This is a genomic window from Citrobacter sp. Ce119, assembly GCF_030334525.1.
Lineage (GTDB): Bacteria > Pseudomonadota > Gammaproteobacteria > Enterobacterales > Enterobacteriaceae > Citrobacter > Citrobacter europaeus.
Genome location: NZ_JAOWDR010000031.1, coordinates 104,205 through 131,152, shown reverse-complemented (window position 1 = coordinate 131,152; position 26,948 = coordinate 104,205). Strand labels below are relative to the sequence as shown.

21 protein-coding genes and 1 riboswitch are annotated in these 26,948 nt (G+C 53.3%); of the genes, 9 read left to right on the top strand and 12 right to left on the bottom strand.

Translation table 11 applies throughout. The features are described from left to right. Positions 1 to 101: 101 nt before the first annotated feature. A complete protein-coding gene (murI, locus tag OGV80_RS02815; RefSeq protein WP_043018954.1) occupies positions 102 to 953 on the bottom strand; it encodes a glutamate racemase in 852 nt (283 codons plus the stop codon). Further along, complete coding sequence (btuB, locus tag OGV80_RS02810) at positions 898 to 2,736, bottom strand: TonB-dependent vitamin B12 receptor BtuB (protein ID WP_043018953.1); 1,839 nt, start codon at positions 2,734 to 2,736, stop codon at positions 898 to 900. Before btuB ends, murI begins: the two co-directional genes overlap by 56 nt. Positions 2,737 to 2,801: 65 nt before the next feature. Next, a riboswitch (cobalamin riboswitch) is annotated at positions 2,802 to 2,988 on the bottom strand. A gap of 115 nt (positions 2,989 to 3,103) precedes the next feature. On the opposite strand from btuB, the gene trmA reads away from it, so the two are divergent. Next, a complete protein-coding gene (gene trmA, locus OGV80_RS02805) occupies positions 3,104 to 4,204 on the top strand; it encodes a tRNA (uridine(54)-C5)-methyltransferase TrmA (protein WP_043018952.1) in 1,101 nt (366 codons plus the stop codon). Positions 4,205 to 4,249: 45 nt separating this feature from the next. Here trmA and OGV80_RS02800 read toward each other — a convergent pair whose 3' ends face one another. Then, complete coding sequence (locus OGV80_RS02800; protein WP_003825114.1) at positions 4,250 to 4,609, bottom strand: YijD family membrane protein; 360 nt, start codon at positions 4,607 to 4,609, stop codon at positions 4,250 to 4,252. Between the two features lie 15 nt (positions 4,610 to 4,624). After that, positions 4,625 to 5,260, bottom strand: a complete 636-nt coding sequence (gene fabR, locus OGV80_RS02795) for an HTH-type transcriptional repressor FabR (protein ID WP_003028862.1) — start codon at positions 5,258 to 5,260, stop codon at positions 4,625 to 4,627. Positions 5,261 to 5,451: 191 nt separating this feature from the next. Between fabR and sthA the strand changes: the two genes are divergently transcribed. Then, the gene (sthA, locus tag OGV80_RS02790; protein WP_043018951.1) at positions 5,452 to 6,852 is read left to right on the top strand and encodes a Si-specific NAD(P)(+) transhydrogenase; all 1,401 of its coding nucleotides are present in this window, start codon (positions 5,452 to 5,454) and stop codon (positions 6,850 to 6,852) included. Here the strand turns inward: sthA and oxyR are convergent. From oxyR to argC, 4 genes are all read right to left on the bottom strand, one after another. Next, positions 6,835 to 7,752, bottom strand: a complete 918-nt coding sequence (gene oxyR, locus OGV80_RS02785; protein ID WP_043018950.1) for a DNA-binding transcriptional regulator OxyR — start codon at positions 7,750 to 7,752, stop codon at positions 6,835 to 6,837. The genes sthA and oxyR overlap by 18 nt on opposite strands. Positions 7,753 to 8,050: 298 nt before the next feature. After that, entirely contained in the window at positions 8,051 to 9,424 is a 1,374-nt protein-coding gene (gene argH / locus OGV80_RS02780; RefSeq protein WP_043018949.1) for an argininosuccinate lyase, read from the bottom strand. A 108-nt stretch (positions 9,425 to 9,532) separates the two neighbouring features. Then, positions 9,533 to 10,306 (bottom strand): acetylglutamate kinase, encoded by a 774-nt coding sequence (argB, locus tag OGV80_RS02775; protein WP_087052911.1) that lies wholly within the window; start codon positions 10,304 to 10,306, stop codon positions 9,533 to 9,535. A 10-nt stretch (positions 10,307 to 10,316) separates the two neighbouring features. Then, positions 10,317 to 11,321 carry an N-acetyl-gamma-glutamyl-phosphate reductase gene (gene argC / locus OGV80_RS02770; RefSeq protein ID WP_043018947.1) on the bottom strand — a complete coding sequence of 335 codons (1,005 nt, stop codon included), beginning with the start codon at positions 11,319 to 11,321 and terminating at the stop codon, positions 10,317 to 10,319. 155 nt (positions 11,322 to 11,476) lie between these two features. On the opposite strand from argC, the gene argE reads away from it, so the two are divergent. From argE to gldA, 6 genes are all read left to right on the top strand, one after another. Then, entirely contained in the window at positions 11,477 to 12,628 is a 1,152-nt protein-coding gene (argE, locus tag OGV80_RS02765; RefSeq protein WP_087052909.1) for an acetylornithine deacetylase, read from the top strand. A 277-nt stretch (positions 12,629 to 12,905) separates the two neighbouring features. After that, positions 12,906 to 15,557, top strand: a complete 2,652-nt coding sequence (gene ppc, locus OGV80_RS02760; RefSeq protein WP_043018945.1) for a phosphoenolpyruvate carboxylase — start codon at positions 12,906 to 12,908, stop codon at positions 15,555 to 15,557. 209 nt (positions 15,558 to 15,766) lie between these two features. Beyond that, entirely contained in the window at positions 15,767 to 17,500 is a 1,734-nt protein-coding gene (locus tag OGV80_RS02755; protein ID WP_043018944.1) for a phosphoethanolamine transferase CptA, read from the top strand. 85 nt (positions 17,501 to 17,585) lie between these two features. Beyond that, positions 17,586 to 18,443: a helix-turn-helix transcriptional regulator gene (locus OGV80_RS02750; RefSeq protein WP_213733667.1), complete on the top strand. Its 858-nt coding sequence runs from the start codon at positions 17,586 to 17,588 to the stop codon at positions 18,441 to 18,443. Between the two features lie 249 nt (positions 18,444 to 18,692). Beyond that, positions 18,693 to 19,355 (top strand): fructose-6-phosphate aldolase, encoded by a 663-nt coding sequence (gene fsa, locus OGV80_RS02745; protein WP_286513546.1) that lies wholly within the window; start codon positions 18,693 to 18,695, stop codon positions 19,353 to 19,355. Between the two features lie 12 nt (positions 19,356 to 19,367). Next, positions 19,368 to 20,471 (top strand): bifunctional L-1,2-propanediol dehydrogenase/glycerol dehydrogenase, encoded by a 1,104-nt coding sequence (gene gldA, locus OGV80_RS02740; RefSeq protein ID WP_087052906.1) that lies wholly within the window; start codon positions 19,368 to 19,370, stop codon positions 20,469 to 20,471. Positions 20,472 to 20,557: 86 nt separating this feature from the next. Here the strand turns inward: gldA and katG are convergent, their stop codons facing one another. From katG to OGV80_RS02725, 3 genes are all read right to left on the bottom strand, one after another. Continuing rightward, positions 20,558 to 22,738: a catalase/peroxidase HPI gene (gene katG, locus OGV80_RS02735; protein WP_286513542.1), complete on the bottom strand. Its 2,181-nt coding sequence runs from the start codon at positions 22,736 to 22,738 to the stop codon at positions 20,558 to 20,560. A 167-nt stretch (positions 22,739 to 22,905) separates the two neighbouring features. Next, the gene (gene metF / locus OGV80_RS02730; protein WP_043018935.1) at positions 22,906 to 23,793 is read right to left on the bottom strand and encodes a methylenetetrahydrofolate reductase; all 888 of its coding nucleotides are present in this window, start codon (positions 23,791 to 23,793) and stop codon (positions 22,906 to 22,908) included. Positions 23,794 to 23,950: 157 nt separating this feature from the next. Beyond that, positions 23,951 to 24,859 (bottom strand): LysR family transcriptional regulator, encoded by a 909-nt coding sequence (locus tag OGV80_RS02725; protein ID WP_286513540.1) that lies wholly within the window; start codon positions 24,857 to 24,859, stop codon positions 23,951 to 23,953. A gap of 89 nt (positions 24,860 to 24,948) precedes the next feature. Between OGV80_RS02725 and OGV80_RS02720 the strand changes: the two genes are divergently transcribed. Next, positions 24,949 to 25,326, top strand: coding sequence for a carboxymuconolactone decarboxylase family protein (locus tag OGV80_RS02720; RefSeq protein WP_075145390.1), 378 nt, complete (start codon positions 24,949 to 24,951; stop codon positions 25,324 to 25,326). 37 nt (positions 25,327 to 25,363) lie between these two features. Here OGV80_RS02720 and OGV80_RS02715 read toward each other — a convergent pair whose 3' ends face one another. Beyond that, positions 25,364 to 26,920 (bottom strand): bifunctional metallophosphatase/5'-nucleotidase, encoded by a 1,557-nt coding sequence (locus tag OGV80_RS02715; RefSeq protein ID WP_043018932.1) that lies wholly within the window; start codon positions 26,918 to 26,920, stop codon positions 25,364 to 25,366. Between the last annotated feature and the right edge of the window lie 28 nt (positions 26,921 to 26,948).

The window sequence follows — 26,948 nt, the reverse complement described above, 5'->3', positions numbered from 1 at the left end:
TTGTTCCGTGTCAGTGGAGGCGCATTATAGGGAGTTATTTCAGGCTGACAAGGGGAAATTTAAAATAATCTTCCGAGTGCCTACTTTTCCACCAAAACGACCTAAACCGCCAGTTTTTCGAGCGACTTAAAGCCATAACGCTGCAGTACGGGTAATAATTGTTCGGCTTCTGTGGTCATTGCCATACAGAATGCGACATTCTCGTCAGTTGATTTTGCGTCTGGCGCCTCATGTTCTAATAACCAGGCCGTGCGACGCGCAATTGCGGCACCAGAATCCACCAACCGCGTTCCCTCGGGCAGTACCTGTAAAAGTTCTTCCTGTAATAGAGGGAAATGGGTGCAGCCGAGCACTACCGTGTCAGGTGGTTCCGTCATCCTCAGCCAAGGGCGCAGGATGCGGCGCAGTTCTTCCAGAGAAACTGTTTCACCGTGTAGCTTCGCTTCAGCCAGTTCCACCAGCTCGGCGGAACCCAACATCGCTATCTGACATTCGTTAGCAAATCGCGCAATCAACTCGTGAGTATACGAACGCTTCACCGTTGCACGTGTAGCCAGCAGCCCCACTACGCCATTCGCCGTGAGTCGCGCCGCCGGTTTAATCGCAGGCACCACGCCCACAACCGGGAAGGCAAATTTCTCACGTAACGCAGGAAGCGACACCGTGCTTGCTGTATTACACGCGATGACAGCAAGAGAGAGGGGATAGCGCTGCTGGACCGCAGTCACAATCTCAACAACACGTTCGACGATAAACTCCTCGCTCTTCTCTCCATAAGGAAAGGCGACATTGTCGAAAGCGTAGATATAGTGGAGATCCGGCAGAAGACGCCGGATCTCGTCATAGACCGACAACCCACCGACACCGGAATCAAACACCAGCACGGTGGGACGTGGATCAGAAGGTGTAGCTGCCAGACAAGGTGTATTCCCGTCCTGCAGTTGCGTAGCCATAAACTGTCTCGTAATCTTTATCGAACAGGTTGGCGATTTTACCACGAACTGTCAGCTGTGAGGTGATTGGATATGACACGGCAAGATCCCACAGGCTAACCCCACCCATTTTTACCGGCTGGTAGGTTACGTAGTCCGTGTCATAACGCGTTCCCAGGTAGTGATACGTCAGGCCCCAGTCAAAATCATAGACCTGCCAGTCAAGCTGGTACTTCACCTGCTGTTTAGAACGGCGCGCGAGCGGCTTGTCCGTAATCGCATTGCGCGAATCGACATAATCGTAGCTCAGCGTATGTGCCAGCGGACCGGTATCAAAGTTTGCGGTCGCTTCCACACCTTTAATGCGTACTTTGCCTTCGTTAAAGTATTTTTCGGTATGCGGGTCGTAATCGATCATGTCATCAATATCGTTGCGATACCCTGAAACTCGCCAGTTCACGCCCGCCGTTAAGCCTTCAAACGCCCCTTCCCATTGCTTACTTTGCTCAGGATCCAGGTTCGAATTGCCGTAATAACCATGCAGTTGTCCGAGATTAGGCGCTTTGTAAGATGTACCGTATGACGCAATAAAGCGATAGCCCTCAATAAACTCCCATCCGGCGCTGGTTTGCCATGTGCCATGACGACCAAACTCGGAGTTGTCATCGCTACGCGCCGCGCCTTCAAAGGTAAAATCGCCCAGTTGCTGCAATCCGGTCAGATAGAGCCCCGTATTACGCTGATCGTAACCGTCCGTAACATACCCGGTGCCTGGCGTTGTGGTTTGTTTTTGCCAGTCGACACCTGCGCCTACGTTACCGTGCCCCAGTACCATACTGTTGGACCACTGAACATTATATTGCTTCATATCATCCAGTGTGGCCGAGGAGTCATAGCGGCCATAATCCGGATCATAGTTGTAGTCTTTGCTATGGCTATAGCTCGAAACCAGCTGCGACTGGATAAGCTCGCCATTAAAACGTAGTCCGGCATCCCAGCTTTGGCTGTAGAGTTTTCGGGTATCGAGGAGCGGCGAGCCAGGGGAGTAATATGCGTCGTAATTCGTGCGGTTATCATAACCATAGCCACGAACAAATCCGCTCCATGTATCGGAAAAGTTGTGTTCCAGCGCGCCATACAGCGTCTTACTTAAAAAACCGTCTTTATCGGGCTGAGCCTGAGAGCCGGTGCTGCCGTATGCTACAACATCAAAACCTTTGGTATAGGCATAATCACCCATCAGCGTGACGCGCGTATTTTCGCCGAGCTGCTGTTGGGTTGAGACATCGTAATTCTGATACCCATTGCTCCCCACACCGGCCGTAAGTTCTGTCCCCGGCTTTTCGCGCGTGGTAATGATATTCACCACGCCGCCAATCGCATCAGAACCATAAACCGCCGAACGCGGCCCACGAATGTATTCGATACGTTGTACTAGCGAGACAGGGAACTGGCTGAGATCGGCAGATCCGCTCACACCCGCTAAGTTCAGACGCACACCGTCAATCAGCACCAGTACATGGCTGGAATTGGTTCCACGAATAAAAATTGAGGAGTTTTGTCCCATGCCGCCGCTTTGCGCGATATCGACGCCGGGCAGGCGACGAAGCACATCATTCACGGAGGTGGATTGCCAGCGATCGATATCCTGACGCGTAACAACGGTGATAGGAGCAAGTACTGCGCTACGAGGCTGCTGAAAACGGTTGGCAGTGACGACAAGAGTATCTGGGCTAGTGTCCTGCGCCCAACCAGAAAATGCCGTGACGGACAGTGCCGTGCACAGCAGCGATTTTTTAATCATTGTAAAGCATCCACAATATAAGAAGGATGCCGCAGGTCCCACCGATAGTACGCGATGATGAAAGCCAGATGCGACGTTAGCCGGCAGGTCTTCGGGCTTGGAGGCAACTTAAAGAGATGATGACTTCCCACGGCAAGCCGCAGTGTCTGCACCAGGTGCGCTCATCTCCTACCTTCCTTACCGCTGCGCGTCAGCTCCAGATTCACACTGGATTCCCTTTTAACTCACAGGACCGGAAAACGGATGCTACAGTTTGTTACAACCCACTGTCCAGACTGCGTATCACAATATCGAAAATCATCAATGACTGGACATCTGTTGAGCAATCCCTACAATCCCCGCGTACTTTTATTTTTCAGGACGCATCATGACCCCCGAACACCTTCCGACAGAACAGTACGACGCCCAGTTAGCTGAAAAAGTAGTGCGTCTGCAGAGCTTAATGACGCCATTTTATGCACAGGCTCCGGAAGTGTTTCGCTCACCGGTCAGCCACTACCGTATGCGCGCGGAATTTCGTCTGTGGCATGACGGGGATGACCTGTACCACATCATGTTCGACAGCCAGACCAAAAACCGTATTCGTGTCGACAGCTTCCCGGCGGCCAGCGAGCTTATCAACACGCTGATGACGGCAATGATCGAAGGGGTACGCAATAACCGCGTCCTGCGCCACAAACTGTTCCAGATTGATTACCTCACAACCCTGAGCGATCAGGCGGTGGTATCGATGCTGTACCATAAAAAGCTGGATGATGAATGGCGTCAGGAAGCCGAAGCGCTGCGGGATGCGCTGCGGGCGCAAAACCTGAACGTGCATCTGATTGGCCGGGCAACTAAAACCAAAATCGAACTGGACCAGGACTACATTGACGAACGCTTGCCGGTTGCGGGTAAAGAGATTATCTATCGTCAGGTTGAGAACAGCTTCACCCAGCCGAATGCCGCCATGAATATTCAGATGCTGGAATGGGCGATTGATGTCACCAGGGGGTCAAAAGGCGATCTGCTTGAGCTGTACTGCGGCAATGGCAATTTCTCGCTCGCCCTCGCACAAAACTTCAACCGCGTACTGGCCACTGAAATCGCCAAGCCATCTGTGGCTGCTGCACAGTACAACATTGCGGCGAACCATATTGATAATGTACAAATTATCCGCATGGCGGCCGAGGAGTTTACTCAGGCGATGAACGGGGTGCGCGAGTTCAACCGTTTGCAGGGGATCGATCTGAAGAGTTACCAGTGTGAAACCATTTTCGTTGATCCACCGCGCAGCGGTCTGGACAGCGAAACGGAGAAAATGGTGCAGGCGTATCCGCGAATTCTGTACATCTCCTGCAACCCGGAGACATTGTGTAAGAACCTGGAAACGTTAAGCCAGACCCACAATGTTTCACGTCTGGCTCTGTTCGATCAGTTCCCGTACACGCACCATATGGAGTGCGGTGTATTACTGACCGCAAAGTAAGTGATGTGCTGGCCGGGGGCGTTTCGCTTGCCCGGCCTACAACTTTTACTCCGCTATTTCCTGTTTACGGTTACGCACCTTAAAGCCAATCCAGAACACCAGAATCACCGACAGTACCGCTGGGAAGAAGTTAGAACCAATATCCGGATATTCAGCGCGAACTACGGTGCTGTACAACAATACGCCGAGAATAAAACAGGCGGCGGCCAGGCCCGGTAGCCCCACAGGCATGGTGCGATTCTGATAGCGTTGATGCAGACAATAAACCGTCAGCACCAGCGAAATAATCGGGAATACTGAGAATGGCACAATGGAGCTAAACAGCGCCGCAAATGTACCATTAATCGATAAGCCAGCAACCAGCGCCAGCAGCAGCGTACCTTTATCTTGACCTGACTGTTTCATTGCTCGTCCTTCTCGTTACTCGGAGTGGTGCGTCATCTTCTCTTGTTCACGGCGGTACCAATAAAATGCGCCTTTGGCGATCATCCGCAGTTGCAATACCAGCCGCTCTTCCAGCTGTCGACGCTGTTCGGCGCCAACATCCAGTGCTTCTGCCCCGGCGCTGAACACAATCGTTACCATGGCTTCGGCTTGCGCTTCAGTAAACGCACGAGGCATATGGTTTTCGAGTTCCAGATAGTCCGCAAGTTCCGCAATGAAGTGCTGAATTTCACGAGCCACTGCGGCACGAAACGCCGCGGAGGTACCAGACCGCTCGCGCAATAATAAACGGAAGGCGTTGGGATTGTTGCCGATGAACTCCATAAATGTTGAGACCGAGGTGCGGATCACACTCCCGCCCTTCGCGATACGCTGACGCGCCTGGCGCATCAACTGACGCAGCATCAGACCGCTCTCGTCCACCATCGTCAGGCCGAGTTCATCCACATCGCGGAAGTGGCGATAAAACGAGGTTGGCGCTATGCCCGCTTCACGAGCGACTTCGCGTAAACTGAGGCTGGCAAAACTACGCTCAGCGCTGAGTTGACTAAATGCGGCTTCTACCAGCGAACGCCGGGTTTTTTCTTTTTGTTGCGCTCTAACGCCCATCACGATGTCTGAATCCTTCCACATACCTTGCTGGCACTATACCAGAGATTAGGCGGTTGGCATGGCTTTGTGAATGATTGTTTACGCGCAGTTTGTGCTTCGGGTTCGCAAAAAAGCACAACGATAATTGGGTTATCTCGCCAACGATGTTACTATTCTGTTGCTTTTATGTATAAGAACAGGTAAGCCTGACCATGTCACATTCCTACGATTACGATGCAATAGTAATAGGTTCCGGTCCCGGCGGCGAAGGCGCTGCAATGGGGCTGGTTAAGCAAGGAGCGCGCGTCGCGGTGATTGAGCGCTATCATAACGTCGGTGGAGGCTGTACCCACTGGGGCACCATCCCGTCGAAAGCTCTCCGCCACGCCGTCAGCCGTATTATTGAATTCAATCAGAACCCACTTTACAGCGACCACTCCCGACTCCTTCGTTCTTCTTTCGCCGATATTCTCAACCACGCTGATAACGTTATTAATCAGCAAACGCGTATGCGGCAAGGCTTTTACGAGCGTAACCACTGCGAAATTTTGCAGGGAAATGCCCGTTTTGTTGATGAACACACGATCGCCCTGGAATGCCACGACGGCACGGTGGAAACGCTGACCGCGGATAAGTTCGTTATCGCTTGCGGCTCACGCCCATATCACCCAGTTGACGTCGACTTCTCGCATCCCCGGGTGTATGACAGCGACTCTATCCTAAGTCTGCACCATGAACCCCGCCACGTTTTGATTTATGGCGCGGGGGTAATTGGCTGCGAATATGCGTCGATCTTCCGCGGAATGGACGTCAAAGTTGATTTAATCAACACCCGCGATCGTCTGCTGGCGTTCCTCGATCAAGAGATGTCCGACTCGCTCTCTTACCACTTCTGGAACAGCGGTGTGGTTATTCGCCACAACGAAGAATACGAGAAGATTGAAGGTTGCGATGACGGCGTCATCATGCACCTGAAATCTGGCAAGAAACTGAAGGCTGACTGCCTGCTGTACGCCAATGGTCGTACCGGTAATACCGATTCGCTGGCGCTGGAAAATATTGGTCTGAAAACCGACAGCCGCGGACAGCTGAAGGTCAACAGCATGTACCAGACGGCGCTGCCGCACGTGTATGCCGTAGGGGATGTGATCGGCTATCCGAGTCTGGCATCGGCGGCCTACGATCAGGGACGCATTGCCGCCCAGGCATTGGTAAAAGGCGAGGCAACCGCGCATCTGATTGAAGATATCCCGACCGGGATTTATACCATTCCGGAAATCAGCTCCGTCGGTAAAACCGAACAGCAGCTCACGGCAATGAAAGTTCCCTACGAGGTTGGCCGCGCCCAGTTTAAACATCTGGCACGTGCGCAAATCGTGGGTATGAGTGTCGGGACGCTGAAGATCCTGTTCCATCGCGAAACCAAAGAGATTTTGGGGATCCACTGCTTTGGGGAACGCGCGGCCGAAATTATTCACATCGGTCAGGCGATAATGGAGCAAAAAGGTGGTGGTAACACCATCGAATACTTCGTTAACACCACCTTTAACTACCCAACCATGGCAGAAGCCTATCGGGTAGCGGCGCTAAATGGCTTAAACCGCCTTTTTTAACGCACTGTCGAAATGGCCATCCATTGACCCACGGATGGCCTCTGCCAGCTGTTCATAACGGCTGCGCAGCGGCGAGCCTGGACGATACACCAGACCAATCGTGCGACGCGGTTCAGGCTTGATGCAGGGCAGATAGACAACGCCATCACGTTTACGCTCCGGCGGCACGGCCAGCGCAGGCAGTAAGGTAATACCGCTGCCTGCCGCCACCATGTTGCGCAGCGTTTCCAGGCTGGTTGCCCGGAAATGAGTATCCTCATCAGCGCCCGCTTCAAAGCAGAAGCCCATCGCCTGATCGCGCAGACAGTGGCCATCCTCCAGCATTAGCAATTTCTCACCCGCCAGATCGGACATCGGCACACAGTCGCGGTTTGCCCATGGGTGATCTTCATAGATAGCCAGCAGCATAGGCTCATCAAATAATGGTACTTCGATGAACGCCTCACTCTCTTTCACCAGCGCCAGGATGACGCAGTCGAGCTTACCGCTATCCAGTTGCGCCAACAGCTGATGCGTCTGCGCCTCATGAAGATACATTTCCAGTTTTGGAAAGGTCTGGTGCAACATAGGGATAATATGCGGCAGCAGGTATGGCCCCACCGTTGGGATCAAACCAATATGCAGCGGGCCAGACATTGTCTCACCCTGTTGGCTTGCCATCTCCTTGAGCACTTTGACCTCGCGCAGCACGGTGCGCGCCTGATCCACCAGCAGTAGACCTGCCTGAGTGAACAGCACCTTGCGACTCGTACGCTCCAGCAGCATGACACCAAGCTCATCTTCCAGCTTGCGGATCTGTCCGCTCAGCGTTGGCTGGCTAACGTGACAGGAGTCTGCCGCACGTCGGAAGTGACGATGTTCGGCTAGCGCCACCAGGTATTCAAGATCACGAATATTCATTATTCATCCTCCATCGCCACGATAGTTCGTAGCGATAGGTAGCATAGCAACGAACGATTATCCCTATCAAGCTTTCTGTTTAATAATGCACCACAGAAACGGAACGGTACCCCTTTAACCCTTGAAGCTACTGTCCGTTTTGAGAGTTTCTCTCATACTCGAAATAACTAAAGCCAACGTGAACTTTTGCGGACCTTGAGTCCGCATTTTTTTTGCATAAAAAAGCCCGGCGTAATGCCAGGCTCTGATAACTGTTTGCCTGATGGCGCTACGCATATCAGGCTTACAAAGACAAAGGTTACGCCAAACGCGCCTTCGCGTAGTCGATCGCTTGCGCAACCTGCTGCGGCGACACGCCACCTTTCGCCGCACGTTTATCCAGGCAAGATTGCAACGAGAGGATCGGGTAAACGTCATCGCCAATCACCTGGCTAAACTTTTGTAAGTCGGCAAGCGACAGCGCTTCCAGCGGTTTGCCCTGACGAATTGCCTCGACCACCGTTTCCCCCACGATATGATGCGCTTCGCGGAACGGAACACCTTTCGCCACCAGATAATCCGCCAGCTCAGTGGCGTTAGCATAGCCTTGCTGCGCCGCTTCCTGACAACGCGGACGTTTCACCTGAATGCCATCCAGCACCAGCGCGGCCATATGCAGGCAGTCCAGCCAGGTGTCGAGCGCGTCAAACACCCCTTCCTTGTCTTCCTGCATATCTTTGTTGTACGCCAGCGGGAGACCTTTTAAGGTCATCATCATGCCGGTCAGCGCACCCTGTACGCGACCGCATTTGCCACGGATTAACTCCAGCGCATCCGGGTTTTTCTTCTGTGGCATCAGAGATGACCCCGAAGTCACACGGTCGGACAGTTCGACAAAGCCCGCTTCGCCGGTATTAAAGAAAATCAGATCTTCAGCAAAACGCGACAGATGCACCATACCGATAGAGGCATCGGAGAGTAACTCCAGCACGTGGTCACGGTCAGAAACGCTGTCCAGACTGTTACGCGTCGCCGAGGCAAAGCCCAACCAACCGGCCAACTGCTCGCGATCGATTTCATACGCCGTACCCGCCAGCGCGCCGCAGCCTAACGGACTTACGTCCAGGCGCTTGAGCGCATCCTGCAGACGGCTCTCGTCACGCGCAAGCATTTCGACATAGGCCAGACACCAGTGGGCAAACGTCACCGGCTGCGCGCGTTGCAGGTGGGTGTAACCCGGCATAACGGCGTCCTGGTTATTCTCTGCCGTCACCACCAGCGCACTTTGCAACTGACGGTTAGCCGACAGTAATTCAATAACCGTGTCTTTACACCACAGTTTAAGATCGGTCGCGACCTGGTCATTCCGGCTACGTCCGGTATGCAGTTTTTTACCTAGCTGGCCGACTTTATCAATCAGCTTACCTTCCACCCAGCTGTGAATATCTTCGGCATCGCTTTGAAGGATTTGCTGCGGATCCAGGCGCACTTCTTCCAGCAGGTTATTCAGCGCCTCTTCCAGTTGCAGTTGTTCATCGGCAGTCAGTACACCGACCGTTACCAACGCTTTGGACCAGGCCACAGAGCCGATAATATCCTGTTCAGCCAGGCGGTAGTCAAAACGTAACGAGTCGTTGAACTGTTTGAACCGCTGATCTGCTGCCTGTGTAAAACGCCCACCCCAAAGTGCCATAACGAATTTCCTTAATATGATATTTTTGCCCGGTGGCGCTGCGCTTACCGGGCCTACAAAACCCATCCAGGCCGGATAAGGCGAAGCCGCCATCCGGCACATTAATAGTTAAGCCAGAATACGCGTACCGATCGGCGTACCGTTAAACAGCGCCGGCAGTTGCTCGGCATGCCGCCAGGAGGCGATATCCACCGGGCGGCCCAGCGTACGCGCGGCATCCAGCGCCGCATTGACCTTCACGATCATGCCATCGGTAATAATACCTTGTTCAATCAGCTGTTCCGCTTTCACGGCGGTCATTTCGGCAATACGCTGGCCTTTGCCATCCAGAATGCCGCTTACGTCAGAGAGCAGGATCAGATCCGCCCCCAGCGTAGCCGCCAGCGCCGTTGCCGCCTGATCGGCATTAACGTTCATCAGCAGTCCGTCTTCCGTAACGCCAATGGAGCTCACTACCGGCAAAAAACCGTTTTCCAGCAGCGTGTTAATCAGCTTAGGCGAACCCGGCTGCGCCAGTCCAACATGACCGAGCTCTTTATCGAGCGGCGTCACTTTTACGCTATCGCCATCGCCAAGAAACAGACCCACGGATGCAATCTGATGCTTTTTCGCCCAGGCCAGTAAGGTTTTATTCGCTGTTCCCGCCAGGGCGCCGGTAATAATATCAATTTGATCGGCAGGCGTGACGCGCAGACCATTTTTCTTTTTCACCGGCAGATTCAGCTGTTTCATCAGCTCGTCGACCACGCAGCCGCCGCCGTGCACAATGACCAGCGGACGCTGGTGCGACTCACGATAATTCACCAGTGCGGTAAACAGACGCTCCAGCGCCTCTTCGCTATCCAGTAAAACGCCGCCCAGCTTGATAATTAATGGATTCATTGTTGCACCCTTAAATAAGAGACTGCGTTTGGGCAAAGCCAAAACGAATATTTGCGCACTGCATCGCCTGTGCCGCCGCGCCTTTCAATAAGTTGTCTTCCGTCGCCACCACGATCAGGTGCTCACCCTGCACGGCAAACCCAATATCACAGAATGGTAAGCCAACCACATTCTTCAGCGCCGGAACGCCGTTGTCATATAAACGCACCAGTGGCTTATCACCATACGCCTGCTGCAACGTCTGGGCCACCTGCGCATGGGTTACGCCCGCTTGCAAACGGCAGGTAATGGTTTCCAGAATTCCGCGCGGGAAGTTGCCCAGATGCGGAGTGAAGATCACCTCCGCGCCAAGATGAGTGGCGATTTCCGGCTGATGACGATGGGTAAACACGCCATACGGCTGCAGGCTCACCTCACAAAAACTGTTAGAGATAGCCGCTTTACGGCCCGCACCGCTCACGCCGCTGGTGGCGTTAATCACCGGCCACTGGCTGAGATCCAGCAGCCCGGCATCAATCAGTGGTTTCAGCGACAGCTGCGCCGCGGTCGGATAACAACCCGGCACGGCAATCAGATTAGCTTCTTTCAGTTGGTCTTCGTTCCATTCCGCCAACCCGTAAACTGCCTGCTCCAGCAGGTCGGGATGCTGATGGGTAAAGCCATAATATTTTTCATAAAACGCGCCGTCGTTTACACGAAATGCGCCTGAGAGGTCAAACACGACGCAACCGGCCTGCAAAAACTGCGGGGCCAGGTCATGACTCACCTCATGAGCCGTTGCGAGGAACACAACGTCCACCCCTGGGCTAAACTCGCTGATATCTGACATCGGCTGCAACGGTAAATCGACAATACCTTTCAACTGCGGATGCAAATCGGAGATTAATTTTCCTGCATCATTGCTTTGCGCTGAGACGGTCAAAGCGGTTATGTTCATATCAGGATGGCGATTTACATAGGTCACAAGCTCTGCGCCGGCATAGCCACTGGCGCCCACAATCAGCGTATTCAACATCGGGGCTGCTCACCTTCTTAGATTCTGTTGCCAGGTATAAGCCTTTATCACCTCACCTTACACTTGGTGGGTTTTATTACGCTTAACGTTAATGTATTTTTATTCACAAATACTGCATGAATATTGATACTATCATGACCCGAGGTGTGTCAACAATGAAAAACAATTTACCGCCATTTATCGAGATTTACCGCGCTCTGATTGCCACGCCATCGATAAGCGCTACCGAAGAAGCGCTCGATCAAAGCAATGCAGGTTTAATCACTCTGTTGGCGGGCTGGTTTAAAGATTTAGGCTTCAATGTGGAGGTCCAGCCGGTTCCCGACACGCGAAATAAATTCAATATGCTGGCGAGCATTGGACAAGGCGCTGGCGGTCTGCTGTTGGCGGGCCATACCGATACCGTCCCCTTTGACGACGGACGCTGGACGCGCGATCCGTTCACCCTGACCGAGCATGACAATAAGCTCTACGGTCTGGGTACGGCAGATATGAAGGGCTTCTTCGCGTTTATCCTCGACGCATTGCGTGATGTCGACGTCACGAAGCTGAAAAAGCCCCTGTACATTCTGGCCACTGCCGACGAAGAGACCAGCATGGCGGGAGCACGTTATTTCTCTGAAACCACCGCTCTGCGCCCGGACTGCGCGATCATTGGCGAACCCACTTCCCTGCAACCGGTCCGCGCGCACAAGGGTCATATTTCTAATGCGATTCGCATTTTGGGACAATCGGGTCACTCAAGCGATCCCGCGCGTGGTGTTAATGCGATTGAACTGATGCATGATGCCATCGGCCATATCATGACTCTGCGCGATGACCTGAAAGAGCGCTATCGCCATGACGCCTTTACCGTCCCGTACCCGACGCTGAATTTGGGTCACATCCACGGTGGCGACGCCGCCAACCGAATCTGCGCCTGCTGCGAACTGCATATGGACATTCGCCCATTGCCCGGCATGACGCTCAACGATCTCAATGGCTTACTTAACGATGCGCTGGCCCCTGTCAGCGAGCGCTGGCCGGGTCGCCTGACGGTTTCGGAACTGCATCCGCCAATTCCGGGCTATGAATGCCCGCCGGATCATCAACTGGTACAAGTGGTTGAGAAGCTACTGGGAGCGCAAACGGAAGTGGTGAACTACTGCACCGAAGCGCCGTTTATCCAGACACTTTGCCCGACGTTGGTGTTGGGCCCAGGTTCTATTAATCAGGCACATCAGCCGGATGAGTATCTGGAAACGCGTTTTATTAAGCCGACGCGGGAGTTAATTACCCAGGTCGTACATCACTTCTGCTGGCATTAACCGCAAATCACCTCGTTACCCCTTTAGTGGTAATCGAGGTGAATTATTAACATTTCCATAAGCAAAGCTTATTTGATTCGATGTGAATTAAATAACGTAAATTCCCGCCATTTTTTCGTTTGCTGAACCGATTTCGCAGCAATTGACGTCACGAGTTTTACGTGGCTTTATAAAAGACGGCGAACAAACAAAGTCCGAGAGATTTCGTGGCACAGCCAACGCCGCTGAGGCGCGAAAGATACAGGACGCATAAATTAAAGATGGGGTGTCTGGGTTAATGAACGAACAATATTCCGCGTTGCGTAGTAATGTCAGTATGCTCGGCAAAGTGCTGGGAGAAACCATCAAGGATGCGTTGGGAGAGAACATTCTCGACCGCGTAGAAACAATCCGTAAGCTGTCCAAATCATCCCGCGCTGGCAATGAAGTCAATCGCCAGGAGCTGCTTACTACGCTGCAAAACCTGTCTAACGACGAGCTGCTGCCGGTTGCCCGCGCGTTTAGCCAGTTTCTGAACCTGGCCAACACCGCCGAGCAGCACCATAGCATTTCGCCAAAAGGCGAAGCAGCCAGCAACCCGGAAGTGATTGCTCGCACGTTGCGTAAACTGAAAGAGCAGCCCAACCTCGATGAAGCCACCATCAAAAAAGCCGTGGAATCTCTCTCCCTGGAGCTGGTTCTTACCGCCCATCCGACCGAGATCACCCGCCGTACGCTGATCCATAAAATGGGTGAAGTGAACGCCTGCCTCAAACAGCTTGATAACAAAGACCTCGTCGATTACGAGCGCCATCAGCTGATGCGCCGTCTGCGCCAGTTGATTGCCCAGTCCTGGCATACGGATGAAATCCGTAAGCTACGCCCAAGCCCGGTTGATGAAGCCAAATGGGGCTTCGCGGTGGTTGAAAATAGTCTGTGGGAAGGCGTACCAAACTATCTGCGCGAGCTGAACGAACAGCTGGAAGAGCATCTGGGCTATAAGCTGCCGGTTGATTTTGTCCCGGTTCGCTTTACCTCCTGGATGGGCGGTGACCGCGATGGCAACCCGAACGTAACGGCGGATATCACCCGTCACGTGCTGCTGCTCAGCCGCTGGAAAGCCACCGACCTGTTTCTGAAAGACATCCAGTTTCTGATTTCTGAACTGTCGATGGTGGATGCCACGCCGGAACTGCTGGCGCTGGTGGGCGAAGAAGGCGCAGCAGAACCTTACCGCTATCTGATGAAAACCCTGCGTTCTCGTCTGATGGCAACCCAGGCCTGGCTGGAAGCCCGTCTTAAAGGCGAGAAATTGCCGAAACCGGCGGGACTTCTCACCCAAAACGAACAGCTCTGGGACCCGCTGTATGCGTGCTACCAGTCTCTGCAGGCCTGTGGCATGGGCATTATCGCCAATGGCGAATTGCTCGATACCCTACGCCGCGTGAAATGTTTCGGCGTACCGCTGGTACGTATTGATATTCGTCAGGAAAGCACCCGTCACACTGAAGCCCTTGGCGAACTGACCCGTTATCTGGGCATTGGCGACTACGAAAACTGGTCGGAAGCGGATAAACAGGCTTTCCTGATCCGCGAGCTGAACTCCAAGCGTCCGCTGCTCCCGCGTAACTGGGAACCGAGCAACGACACCCGCGAAGTGCTCGACACCTGTCAGGTCATTGCCGAAGCCCCGTATGGCTCCATTGCCGCCTATGTTATCTCCATGGCGAAAACGCCATCGGATGTGCTGGCCGTGCACCTGCTGCTGAAAGAAGCCGGTATCGGTTTTGCTATGCCGGTTGCCCCGTTATTTGAAACGCTGGATGACCTCAATAACGCCGATGACGTCATGTCCCAACTGCTGAATATTGACTGGTATCGTGGCTTTATTCAGGGCAAGCAGATGGTCATGATCGGCTACTCTGACTCCGCAAAGGACGCGGGCGTGATGGCGGCCTCCTGGGCGCAATATCAGGCACAGGACGCGCTGATCAAAACCTGCGAAAAAGCCGGTATCGAACTGACGCTGTTCCATGGTCGTGGCGGTTCCATTGGTCGCGGCGGCGCGCCTGCGCATGCGGCGCTGCTCTCTCAACCACCAGGCAGCCTGAAAGGCGGTCTGCGCGTGACAGAACAAGGGGAGATGATCCGCTTTAAGTACGGCCTGCCGGAAGTGACCATCAGCAGCCTGTCGCTGTATACCGGAGCAATTCTGGAGGCCAACCTGTTACCACCGCCAGAGCCGAAGGATAACTGGCGTCATATCATGGATGAGCTTTCCGATATTTCCTGCGAGCTCTATCGCGGATATGTGCGTGAAAACAAAGACTTCGTTCCTTACTTCCGTTCCGCGACGCCGGAGCAGGAACTGGGTAAACTGCCGCTCGGTTCACGTCCGGCAAAACGCCGTCCAACCGGCGGGGTAGAGTCTCTGCGCGCTATTCCGTGGATCTTCGCCTGGACGCAGAACCGCCTGATGCTCCCGGCCTGGCTGGGCGCAGGTACCGCGCTGCAAAAAGTGGTTGAAGACGGCAAGCAAAGCGAACTCGAAGCCATGTGCCGCGACTGGCCATTCTTCTCCACGCGTCTTGGCATGCTGGAAATGGTTTTCGCCAAAGCAGACCTGTGGCTGGCAGAGTACTACGATCAACGCCTGGTCAAAAAAGAGCTGTGGCCACTGGGTAAAGAGCTGCGTCAGCGCCTGGAAGCCGATATCGATGTCGTACTGGCAATTGCCAATGACTCACATTTGATGGCCGACCTGCCGTGGATTGCCGAGTCAATTCAGTTAAGAAATATTTATACTGACCCGCTGAACGTCTTACAGGCAGAGCTGTTACACCGCTCACGCCAGGCGGAAGAGCAAGGCAATGCACCGGACCCGCGCGTTGAACAAGCGTTGATGGTGACTATCGCTGGTGTCGCAGCCGGCATGCGTAATACAGGCTAACGTCCCCTCCCGTCGCCTTCGTGCTATTGTATGAAGGCGACGGCAAAAACTGCTGTCATAACCGCTTCTTTTTCAATATATTCCCGCCTGAATATATTCACTATACGAATGTATCAACAGCAAAACACGATCCTGAGATCGTGATGCTTCAGTTCCTCTTAATGTTTAGTCGCTATTCTTGGCGCTACGATTAAAGACAGGCTCACATTATGCAATCCTTACAACTCCAGTCTAAACCTAAATTTAGCTGGAAAGCCCTGGGTTGGGCGCTCCTCTATTTTTGGTTTTTTTCCAGTTTACTCCAGGTCATTATTTGTTTAACCGGTTATAGCGGAACTAATGGGTTACGCGACTCGTTACTATTCAGTTCGCTGTGGTTGATCCCGGTATTCTTATTTCCAAACCGTATCCGCGCGATCGCTGCCATTATTGGCGTCATGCTATGGGCGGCCTCGCTGGCGGCTCTGAGCTATTACGTCATTTACGGACAAGAGTTTTCGCAAAGCGTTCTGTACGTAATGTTTGAAACCAATGCGAACGAAGCCAGCGAATATCTGAGCCAATATTTCAGCCTGAAAATTGTCCTTATCGCTCTGGCCTATACGGCTGTGGCTATTCTGCTGTGGACGCGTTTGCGCCCTGTGCATATTCCATCGCCCTGGCGTTATCTGGTGTCTTTCGCGCTGTTATACGGTTTGATTCTGCACCCAATGGCGGTTAATACGTTCATCAAACATAAACCGTTTGAAAAAACGTTAGATGGTCTCGCCTCACGTATGGAGCCTGCGGCCCCGTGGCAGATCATCTCTGGTTATTATCAATATCGTCAGCAGTTGACCTCGTTGAATAGCCTGCTGAATGAGAACAATGCCCTGCCGCCGCTGGCCAACTTCAAAGATAACTCCGGCGATGCTCCACGTACGCTGGTGCTGGTGATTGGGGAGTCAACGCAGCGTGGCCGCATGAGCCTGTATGGCTACCCGCGCGAAACGACGCCAGAACTGGATGCGTTGCATAAATCCGATCCTAACTTCACCGTGTTCAATAATGTCGTGACCTCACGTCCGTACACCATTGAAATCCTGCAGCAGGCGCTGACTTTCGCCAACGAGAAGAACCCGGACCTGTATCTGACTCAGCCGTCCCTGATGAACATGATGAAACAGGCCGGTTATAAAACCTTCTGGATAACCAACCAGCAGACGATGACTGCCCGCAACACCATGTTGACCGTGTTCTCGAAGCAGACGGATAAGCAGTTCTATATGAACCAGCAGCGTACGCAAAGCGCGCGCGAATATGACAGCAACGTGCTGGCGCCATTTAAAGAAGTACTGGCTGACCCGGCACCGAAAAAGTTCATCATCGTGCACCTGCTGGGAACGCATATTAAGTACAAATTCCGCTATCCGGATGGCCAGGGTAAATTCGATAACAATATCGACAATGTTCCCGCTGGCCTGAGTAATGATGAGCTGGAAGCTTACAACGATTACGACAGCGCGAATGCCTACAATGACCATATCATCGCCAGTCTGATCAAAGACTATAAAGCGACCGATCCGAACGGCTTCCTGCTGTACTTCTCCGATCACGGGGAAGAGGTATACGATACGCCTCCGCATAAAACGCAGGGTCGTAATGAAGACAACCCGACGCGCCATATGTATACGGTACCGTTCCTGCTGTGGACCTCTGAAAAATGGCAGGCCGCACACCCCCGCGACTTCTCACAGGATGTGGATCGTAAGTACAGCAGCTCTGAGCTTATCCACACCTGGTCTGATTTAGCGGGATTCACCTACGATGGTTTTGATCCAACTCGCGCCATTACTAACCCGCAGTTCAAAGAGACGACCCGCTGGATTGGCGACCCGTATAAAAAGAATGGCCTGATTGATTACGATACACTGCCTTACGGCGATCAAATCGGTAATCAGTAATCCCACACCGGCCACTCTTTAAGAGTGGCCTTTTTTTATGATGGCGGTTACTGTTCTCCCTGTCTGCTGCCTGCAAGGGATTAACATGTATCACGACGTCAGTCATCTTCTCTCACGCCTGATTAACGGCCCCACGCCGCTGCGCCAGGTGTATTTTGCCAGCACCAATAGCTCAACGCCGGAACTGGCGTATCAGGTCGATTTCCCCCGGCTGGAGATTGTGCTGGAAGGTGAGTTCACCGATAACGGCGTTGCAGGCGCACCCGCGACGTTACTGCCTTGCGATGTGCTGTTCGTTCCAGCTGGCGGCTGGAACTTTCCCCAGTGGCGCACACCAGTGACCACACTCAGCATCCTGTTCGGTAAACAGCAATTGGGTTTCAGCATCGTCCAGTGGGACGGTAAGCAATATCAAAATGTTAACCGCCAGCACGTCGCGCGGCGTGGGCCACGCATTGGCTCTTTCCTGCTGCAAACGCTCAATGAAATGCAGATGCAACCACAGGAGCAGCAAACCGCCAGGTTAATCGTCGCGAGTTTACTCAGCCACTGCCGCGATCTGCTCGGCAGCCAGATCCAGACCGCGTCACGCAGTCAGGCGCTGTTCGAAGCCATTCGCGACTATATTGATGAACGCTACGCTTCGCCGCTCACCCGAGAGTCCGTCGCGCAGGCGTTTTACATTTCTCCCAATTACCTCTCCCATCTGTTTCAAAAAACGGGCGCCATCGGGTTTAACGAATACCTGAACCACACACGTCTGGAACACGCGAAAACGTTACTGAAAGGTTATGAGCTGAAGATTAAAGAAGTGGCGCACACCTGCGGGTTTGTTGACAGCAACTACTTCTGCCGCCTGTTTCGTAAAAATACCGAACGCTCGCCGTCAGAATATCGTCGGCAATATCATAGCCAGTTGACGGATAAAGATTTCCGCCGGTAATAAAGAAGACAAAAATAACATTCACTGGATTTTTGTAATATCAAAAAAGAAATCCATTAACCTCCCTACCAGAATAATCTCACCTGAAACTGATATGTGAAGTAACTCTCACTTTGAGAGACACATTACATTTATCCAGCTTTTGGCAGATTTGTCAGATAGCGAAGCGTGACCAAACACTCTTATCCTGTGCACAGCAAAGCATCCCGGCAACGGGCTGCTAACAGAAAATTAAGAGGGTGTTTTTGTATGGAACTGTACCTAGATACCGCCAACGTCGCGGAAGTCGAACGTCTGGCACGCATCTTCCCTATTGCGGGGGTCACCACCAACCCAAGCATTGTGGCGGCAAGCAAAGAATCCATCTGGGATGTGCTGCCGCGCCTGCAAAACGCCATTGGCGAAGAGGGCATTCTGTTTGCTCAAACCATGAGCCGCGACGCGCAGGGCATGGTGGAGGAAGCCAAACGTCTGAGCAACGCGTTCCCCGGGCTGGTGGTAAAAATCCCGGTGACCTCCGAAGGTCTGGCCGCAATCAAAATGCTGAAAAAAGAGGGTATCACCACGCTGGGAACCGCCGTATACAGTGCTTCTCAGGGGCTGCTGGCTGCGTTGGCGGGGGCTAAATATATCGCACCTTACGTTAACCGTATTGACGCACAGGGCGGCGACGGAATTCGCACGGTACAAGAGCTGCAAACGTTACTGGAACTGCATGCGCCAAACAGCATGGTACTGGCCGCCAGCTTTAAAACCCCGCGTCAGGCGCTGGATTGCTTACTGGCAGGATGCGAAGCAATCACCCTGCCATTAGACGTAGCGCAACAAATGCTCAATACCCCTGCGGTAGAGTCAGCAATAGAGAAGTTTGAGCAGGAATGGAACAACGCATTTGGTCACATCAACCTGTGAGGGAAATAAAGTATGGATCGCATTATTCAATCACCTGGTAAGTACATCCAGGGTGCTGATGTTATTACCCGTCTTGGCAGCTACCTCAAACCACTGGCAGAGCGCTGGCTGGTCGTTGGGGACAAGTTTGTCTTAGGCTTTGCCCAGGGCGCGCTGGAAAAAAGCTTCCAGGATGCCGGACTGGCGCTGGAAATTGCACCGTTTGGCGGCGAATGTTCACAAAACGAAATCGACCGTCTGCGCGGCGTGGCGGAGAAAGCGCAGTGTGGCGCCGTACTTGGTATTGGCGGCGGTAAAACGCTGGATACCGCCAAAGCGCTGGCGCACTTTATGGGCGTGCCTGTCGCCATTGCACCAACTATTGCCTCCACCGATGCGCCGTGCAGCGCGCTGTCCGTCATTTACACCGATGCGGGTGAGTTCGATCGCTATTTGCTGCTGCCGAACAACCCGGACAGGGTGATTGTTGATACCAAAATTGTCGCGGGCGCACCGGCACGTTTGTTAGCCGCAGGCATCGGCGATGCGCTGGCGACCTGGTTCGAAGCGCGTGCCTGTTCACGCAGCGGCGCAACTACCATGGCGGGCGGTCAGTGCACCCAGGCGGCGCTGGCACTGGCTGAGCTGTGCTTTAATACACTGATAGAAGAAGGTGAAAAAGCGATGCTGGCAGCCGAGCAGCACGTGGTTACGCCTGCGCTGGATCGCGTTATTGAAGCCAATACCTATCTGAGCGGTGTCGGTTTCGAAAGCGGTGGTCTGGCAGCGGCTCACGCCATTCATAACGGTCTGACGGCAATCCCGGATGCGCATCACTACTATCACGGCGAGAAAGTAGCTTTCGGTACGCTGACGCAGCTCGTGCTGGAAAACGCGCCGGTTGATGAAATTGAAACCGTTGCGGCACTGTGTCATTCCGTTGGACTGCCAATTACCCTGGCGCAACTGGACATCAAACAGGATATCCCGGCGAAAATGCGCATTGTGGCTGAAGCAGCCTGCGCCGAAGGCGAAACCATCCACAACATGCCTGGCGGCGCAACGCCGGACCAGGTGTATGCTGCCCTGCTGGTGGCTGACCAGTACGGTCAACGTTACCTGCAAGAGTGGGAATAAGCTGCAAATAGAAAATCCCCGCAAAGGCGGGGATTTTTTTATTCATGCCATACCGGACCCGCGCAAGCGACATCCGGCATCGTCTGTTACAGCAGGTCGAAACGATCCAGGTTCATCACTTTTACCCATGCGGCAACGAAATCTCTCACGAACTTCTCGTGGGCATCGCTGCAGGCATAAACTTCAGCCACTGCGCGCAGTACAGAGTTAGAACCAAACACCAGATCGGCGCGGGTTGCGGTGTATTTTACTTCACCGCTCAGACGGTCACGACCTTCAAACAGCTCTTGTGACTCATCAACCGCCTTCCACTCATGACGCATATCCAGCAAATTGACGAAGAAGTCAGTGCTGAGTATGCCTGGACGATCGGTAAAGACACCGTGCTGGCTGCCATCGAAGTTGGTGCCCAGTACGCGCATACCACCCACCAGCACGGTCATTTCCGGTGCGGTTAGCGTCAGTTGCTGCGCTTTATCGATCAGCAGCGACTCGGTGGTCGACACGTCAGGACGAGCGCGGTAGTTACGGAAACCATCGGCAATCGGCTCGAGCAGTTCGAACATCTCAATATCCGTTTGATCCTGACGCGCATCCACGCGGCCCGGCGCAAAAGGTACCTTGATGCTGACACCGGCAGCGCTAGCCGCTTGCTCTATACCAACAACCCCGGCCAGCACGATAATATCGGCTAACGAAGCGGTATGGGCAGACTTATAAATACCTTCCAGCACAGGCAGAACGCGTGCCGCGGTGGCATTCACATCCCAGCCGCGCTGTGGATCCAGCGCCAGACGTGCGCCGTTAGCGCCGCCACGTTTATCCCCACCGCGGAAAGTCGATGCCGAAGCCCACGCCACCGATACCAGTTCGCCCACGGACAACCCGGAAGCAGCGATGGTCGCCTTCAATTTCAGGATATCTTCTTCACTTGGGTTGAAGAACGCATGCGGCAGCGGGTCTTGCCAAATCAGATCTTCTTTTGGCACTTCCGGTCCGATGTAACGCGCTTTTGGCCCCATATCACGGTGCGTCAGTTTAAACCACGCACGGGCAAACGCTTCGTTAAACGCCTGCGGATCGTTCAGGAAACGTCGGGAGATCTTTTCAAACTCAGGATCGAAACGCAGCGTCAGGTCGGTAACCAACATTGTCGGCTTACGTTTTTTCGACGGATCAAACGGATCGGGAATAATTTCTGGCGCGTCAACCGCTTCAAACTGAATCGCACCTGCTGGGCTGCGAGTTTGCACCCACTCGTATTTGAACAGGTTCTCGAAGAAATAGTTGCTCCATTGGGTAGGCGTCTGCGTCCACACAACCTCCAGACCGGAAGTAATTGCGTCTGCGCCCGCGCCGCTACCATAGCTGCTGGCCCAGCCCAGGCCCTGCGCTTCAATCGGCGCGGATTCTGGGTCGGCCCCAACGTGCGATGCCGGTGCTGCGCCGTGGGTTTTGCCCAACGTATGGCCGCCGCCAATCAGCGCCACGGTTTCTTCGTCGTTCATCCCCATGTTACCGAAGGTCGCGCGAATAGCCGCTGCCGCAGAAAGCGGTTCGCCGCTATGGTCCGGCCCTTCCGGGTTCACATAGATAAGGCCCATTTCTGTTGCGCCCAGCGGCGCTTTTGCCAGCTCTTCCGGATGACGGTGGGTCAGCCAGGCTTTTTCATCACCCCAGTTTACATCGAGGTCCGGTTCCCAGACATCTTCACGACCGGCGCCAAAGCCGAAGGTGCGAAAGCCTGAGTTTTCCAGCGCCACGTTACCCGCGAGGATAAACAGGTCGGCCCAGGAAATTTTCTGACCATATTTCTGCTTGATTGGCCACAGCAGACGACGCGCTTTATCCAGGCTGACGTTGTCTGGCCAGGAGTTCAGTGGTGCAAAACGCTGCTGTCCGCGACCCGCGCCACCGCGTCCATCGATGGAGCGATAGGTCCCAGCACCATGCCATGCCATGCGGATAAACAAACCGGCATAAGAGCCCCAGTCAGCAGGCCACCACGGTTGAGATTCGGACAGAAGGGCTCTGAGATCCCCTTTCAGGGCAGAGTAATCAAGCTTGCTAAATTCTTTGCGGTAGTCGAAGTCCTCACCCAGCGGGTTCGAACGATTGGAATGTTGGTTTAAAAGATCAACGCGGAGTTGATTAGGCCACCAGTCGCGGTTATTTCTTCCTGCACCCGCGCTGTGATCCGGCCCGCCCTGATGGAAAGGACACTTACCGGCAGTTGATGCGTTCTGGCTATCGTCGGACATGCTCATCTATATGCTCCCTTTACAGTGTTCTGACTACGATATACACCACCAGAGATAAGATATAGTCGAAAAAACCCACAGATTCGATAGCTAATTCCTTTTATATTTAAAGTTACAGAGATGTAGATCAAAGTGATCAACAAAAAACCCTCCGAAGAGGGCTGACGTACTGATTATGCTGGTCTTACTCCCAGCGTGTGACAAATTGCGTAGCTCATTTCAGCGCGATTAAGGGTATAGAAATGAAAATCTTTCACCCCTTCGCGACTGAGAATTTTCACCATGTCCATGGCGATGTTTGCCCCCACCAGCTTGCGGGTTTCCGCATCGTCATCAAGGCCATCAAACATGGTCGACATCCACGCCGGAATGCGGACGTTGGTCATGTCGGCAAATTTTTTCGCCTGTTTAAAGTTAGATACCGGCAGGATACCCGGAATAATTTCCACATCGATCCCCGCAGACACGCAGCGATCGCGAAAACGCAGATAGCTTTCTACATCGAAGAAAAATTGGGTGATCGCGCGGTTCGCACCGGCATCAACCTTACGCTTCAGGTTCAGCAGATCGGCCTGAGCGCTCTTCGCTTCCGGGTGCACTTCCGGGTAAGCCGCAACGGAGATATCAAAGTCCGCAACCTCTTTCAGCAAAGTCACCAGGTCAGAGGCATACATATCTGGTTTACCGCTTCCCGGCGGCAGATCACCGCGCAGGGCAACAATATGACGAATACCGTTATTCCAGTAGTCCTGAGCAATGGTGCGCAGCTCATCGCGGGTCGCATCAATACAGGTCAGGTGCGGAGCCGCTTCAAGACCCGTGCGATCCTTAATACCTTTAATAATGCTGTGCGTACGATCGCGTTCACCAGAGTTTGCACCGTAAGTGACTGAAACAAACTTCGGCTTCAGGCTGCTCAGGCGATCGATGGAGTTCCACAGGGTTTGCTCCATTTCACTGGTGCGCGGCGGGAAAAACTCAAACGAAACGTTAATCTGACCCTGTACTTCCGCCAGGCTCTGATTCAGGGCTTCCCGCTGGTTGGCGTGAAAAAAGCTCATACCTTACCTCATCAATCTTTTGTCGTTATATGTTGTGTTGTGAACTGCTATACGTTTAGACGTCTAGATGTAAAAATGACGGAAAAGCACGCTGGCGTCAACACAAAAATCATCGTTAAAGGTGAGGAATACTCAGCCAATGTGAAAAAAATTCACATCAGCCTGAAATGATGAGGGATTGCGTCACGACCGTCTGCAGCCATCCTAATTTTGTTACGTTCTCAGGCAGCATCAGCAACCCCATGCTAATACGCAATTCTGTATCGGTAAGCGGAAGGAAGATCACGCCCTGACGCTGGATCGCGCAAAAGGAGGCTGGAATCAGGCTCAGACCGTCACCCTGCGCGATCCGCGCCAGCAATACGTCATGTTCAAGTGGCTCTTCAATACAGGCAGGCAAGTAACCCGCACGACGAAAAATATGTCGGGCGTAATCAAAGAAGGCAGGGTTACGTTCGCGTTTGAACCAGAACAGCGGTCGGTGGCTCAGCGCGGTTAATGTGAGTGACGACAGCGCCGCCTCTGGCCAGAGCGCGGGTAAAGCGGCGATCATCGATTCTTGCCAGCCAAGCGGCGTGACGCTAAGCCCCGAAGTTTCAAGCGGTAGTGCCACCAGCGCGGCATCCAGTTTTCCCCGCCGCACCTGGCGGGCCAGTTCCGGCGAACCATGCCGGACAATATGTAGCTTCTGTACGCGCATATTAAGCTGCGACTCAAGCACCGCAAAAACGCCCTGCTCAAACGCCGTACTTAGTCCTAAGCGCAGAGATTGCTCCCCCGTTTTCGCTAACTGACTCAGCGTCGCCCAGGTTTTATCCTGTAGCGCCAATAGCGGGCGTACGATTTCAAGTACGCGTTGCCCGTCCTCCGTCAGCGTAAGCCCCCGGGTATGACGGACAAAAAGCGTCACCCCCAGGCGTTCTTCAAGCTGGCGAATGTGGCGACTCAGCGGCGGCTGCGACATAAACAAGCGCTGCGCCGCCCGGCTCATATTGTTCTCTTCCGCTACTACGGAAAAGTAACGCAGCAGGCGAATGTCCAGAGAGTGCAAAGACGATGTTGTCATACCGAAAAGGTATCACGGAAACGGTATTATCCCAATCATTCCGCACGCTCTATCCTCACGCCACAGACCACACGAAAGAGGAAGAAATGATGCCTTCAGAACGCTTTATTACCGGTCAGGAGATGTTGCAAAAAGTGGATGGTAAAGGGGGCGATGCGGTCGTCGAAAGTCTGCAGGATATTGCGCCAGACTTCGCCCAGTACCTGATTGAATTTCCTTTTGGCGACATCTATTCAAGGCCGGGGCTGGATTTACGCAGTAGAGAAATCGCTACCGTCGCGGCATTAACGGCTCTGGGCAACGCTGCACCGCAGTTGAAAGTGCATATTGGCGCCGCATTACACGTGGGTTTAACGCAGGATGAGATCGTTGAAGTGATAATGCAGATGGCCGTCTATGCTGGCTTCCCTGCGGCACTCAACGGTTTGTTCGCTGCAAAAGAGGTGTTTGCCTCCTACAGAGGTTAAAACAAAGGCCAGCGGAATATCTGCTGGCCTGACCTCACTACGGTTTCACATCTTCCACACGCATGCCTTTGAGTTGCTCATCCGTCAGCGTATTTCCCGCTTTGAAATAATCAACGACCGCATTAGAGACATAGTAACCGCCGGATGTGTTACGCGCTTTACCTTCAGTAAATGTCGTGAAACCATCACCACCGTCCGCCAGGAAGCTATTGGTGGCAATGTGATAAACCGTGGCATCCTCAATCGGTTTGCCGTTTAACGTCAATACGCTAACCCGCTGACCAACCGGTTTACTGCTGTCATACTTCATCTCCAGCCCTTTGGACACCTGCAATACACCGTTGCTTAAACCCGCGCCGTGCTCCATCAGGTTACGTAACTGCTTCCCGGTGAGATCCATGGTTGCCAGCTCATTCGGGAACGGGAAGGTGCTAATGACTGCGCCCATGGAGATGGCCCCTGCAGGGATTTCATTCCGAATGCCGCCCGAGTTCGTAAGCGCTAACTGGGTATCTTTACCCGCCGCAGCCAGCAACGCATCTGCCGCCAGATTTCCCAGCGAAGAAGATTCACCGTAAGCACGCGTCAGCTCAACCGGCGAGTTGGCAACCGTCTGCTGCACCACTTTATCGAGCTTTTTATTCCAGCCATCAATGACCTGTTTCGTTTGCGGGTCTGGCTGCCATTCATCAGCAAAAATGGTCTTCAGCTCGAAGTTCTTCACGGTAAATTGATGCGGTTTTTGCTGGTAATCCAGCACCAGTTTACCCACATCAATGCCGCCGCTATCAGTAGACAGAATCAGGGTGTTACCTACTTTAATCGGCTCCGGCGTGCCCACATGCGCATGACCGGTGATCAGGATGTCCAGCCCCTGCACCTGGCCTGCGGTCTGGATGTCTTTATCCAGCGCACGGCGTACATCGGTGCCCCCCAGACTGGACTGACGCGCTGGCGTGCCTTCATGGATCAGCGCCACGGTGAGATCGACTTTGCCTTTCAGCTCATCGATATAGCGTTGCAACCACTTCACTTCATCCCGCGCCTCAATCCCGACACGTGTCGCAGCGGAAACCGTATCATCAAAAGCAAACACGCCGTGCAGACCGATCACGCCAATCTTCACGCCATCTTTTTCAATAATGGTGTAAGGCTTATCCCAGAACATTTTGCTGCTGTTCTGGTAAAAGATGTTGCCCTGCACGATCGGAAACTTCGCCTGGCTCAGCTGCAGCAGCGTATTGTCCCAACCGTGATCGAATTCATGATTACCCATGGTGACAGCGTCAAAATTCATGGTGTTCATGATATCGATAATCGCCTTCCCCTTAGTCAGGCTGCTGATATATGGCCCGGTAAAATAGTCGCCAGCATCCAAAAACCAGGTGGCGCTATTTTTCGCTTTCTCCTGTTTTACCATTGTCGTGATATTGGCCCAACCGCCAATATCACGTGTGCCATTGGCAATCCAGGGCACTTTATAAGGTTCGACATGGGCATGAAGATCGTTGGTATAAATAATCGTGACATCTTTGGCACTCGCCCAGAGCGGCAAAGAGACCAGAACACCGACAGCAAGCATTTTTAACTTCATAATCAATCCCTTTCAGTCATATAAAGAA

Bases quoted from the DNA above. Each gene is read 5' to 3' on its own strand.
- murI (WP_043018954.1), bottom strand. From the start codon at position 953: ATGGCTACGCAACTGCAGGACGGGAATACACCTTGTCTGGCAGCTACA.
- btuB (WP_043018953.1), bottom strand. From the start codon at position 2,736: ATGATTAAAAAATCGCTGCTGTGCACGGCACTGTCCGTCACGGCATTT.
- trmA (WP_043018952.1), top strand. From the start codon at position 3,104: ATGACCCCCGAACACCTTCCGACAGAACAGTACGACGCCCAGTTAGCT.
- OGV80_RS02800 (WP_003825114.1), bottom strand. From the start codon at position 4,609: ATGAAACAGTCAGGTCAAGATAAAGGTACGCTGCTGCTGGCGCTGGTT.
- sthA (WP_043018951.1), top strand. From the start codon at position 5,452: ATGTCACATTCCTACGATTACGATGCAATAGTAATAGGTTCCGGTCCC.
- oxyR (WP_043018950.1), bottom strand. From the start codon at position 7,752: ATGAATATTCGTGATCTTGAATACCTGGTGGCGCTAGCCGAACATCGT.
- argH (WP_043018949.1), bottom strand. From the start codon at position 9,424: ATGGCACTTTGGGGTGGGCGTTTTACACAGGCAGCAGATCAGCGGTTC.
- argB (WP_087052911.1), bottom strand. From the start codon at position 10,306: ATGAATCCATTAATTATCAAGCTGGGCGGCGTTTTACTGGATAGCGAA.
- argC (WP_043018947.1), bottom strand. From the start codon at position 11,321: ATGTTGAATACGCTGATTGTGGGCGCCAGTGGCTATGCCGGCGCAGAG.
- argE (WP_087052909.1), top strand. From the start codon at position 11,477: ATGAAAAACAATTTACCGCCATTTATCGAGATTTACCGCGCTCTGATT.
- ppc (WP_043018945.1), top strand. From the start codon at position 12,906: ATGAACGAACAATATTCCGCGTTGCGTAGTAATGTCAGTATGCTCGGC.
- OGV80_RS02755 (WP_043018944.1), top strand. From the start codon at position 15,767: ATGCAATCCTTACAACTCCAGTCTAAACCTAAATTTAGCTGGAAAGCC.
- OGV80_RS02750 (WP_213733667.1), top strand. From the start codon at position 17,586: ATGTATCACGACGTCAGTCATCTTCTCTCACGCCTGATTAACGGCCCC.
- fsa (WP_286513546.1), top strand. From the start codon at position 18,693: ATGGAACTGTACCTAGATACCGCCAACGTCGCGGAAGTCGAACGTCTG.
- gldA (WP_087052906.1), top strand. From the start codon at position 19,368: ATGGATCGCATTATTCAATCACCTGGTAAGTACATCCAGGGTGCTGAT.
- katG (WP_286513542.1), bottom strand. From the start codon at position 22,738: ATGAGCATGTCCGACGATAGCCAGAACGCATCAACTGCCGGTAAGTGT.
- metF (WP_043018935.1), bottom strand. From the start codon at position 23,793: ATGAGCTTTTTTCACGCCAACCAGCGGGAAGCCCTGAATCAGAGCCTG.
- OGV80_RS02725 (WP_286513540.1), bottom strand. From the start codon at position 24,859: ATGACAACATCGTCTTTGCACTCTCTGGACATTCGCCTGCTGCGTTAC.
- OGV80_RS02720 (WP_075145390.1), top strand. From the start codon at position 24,949: ATGCCTTCAGAACGCTTTATTACCGGTCAGGAGATGTTGCAAAAAGTG.
- OGV80_RS02715 (WP_043018932.1), bottom strand. From the start codon at position 26,920: ATGAAGTTAAAAATGCTTGCTGTCGGTGTTCTGGTCTCTTTGCCGCTC.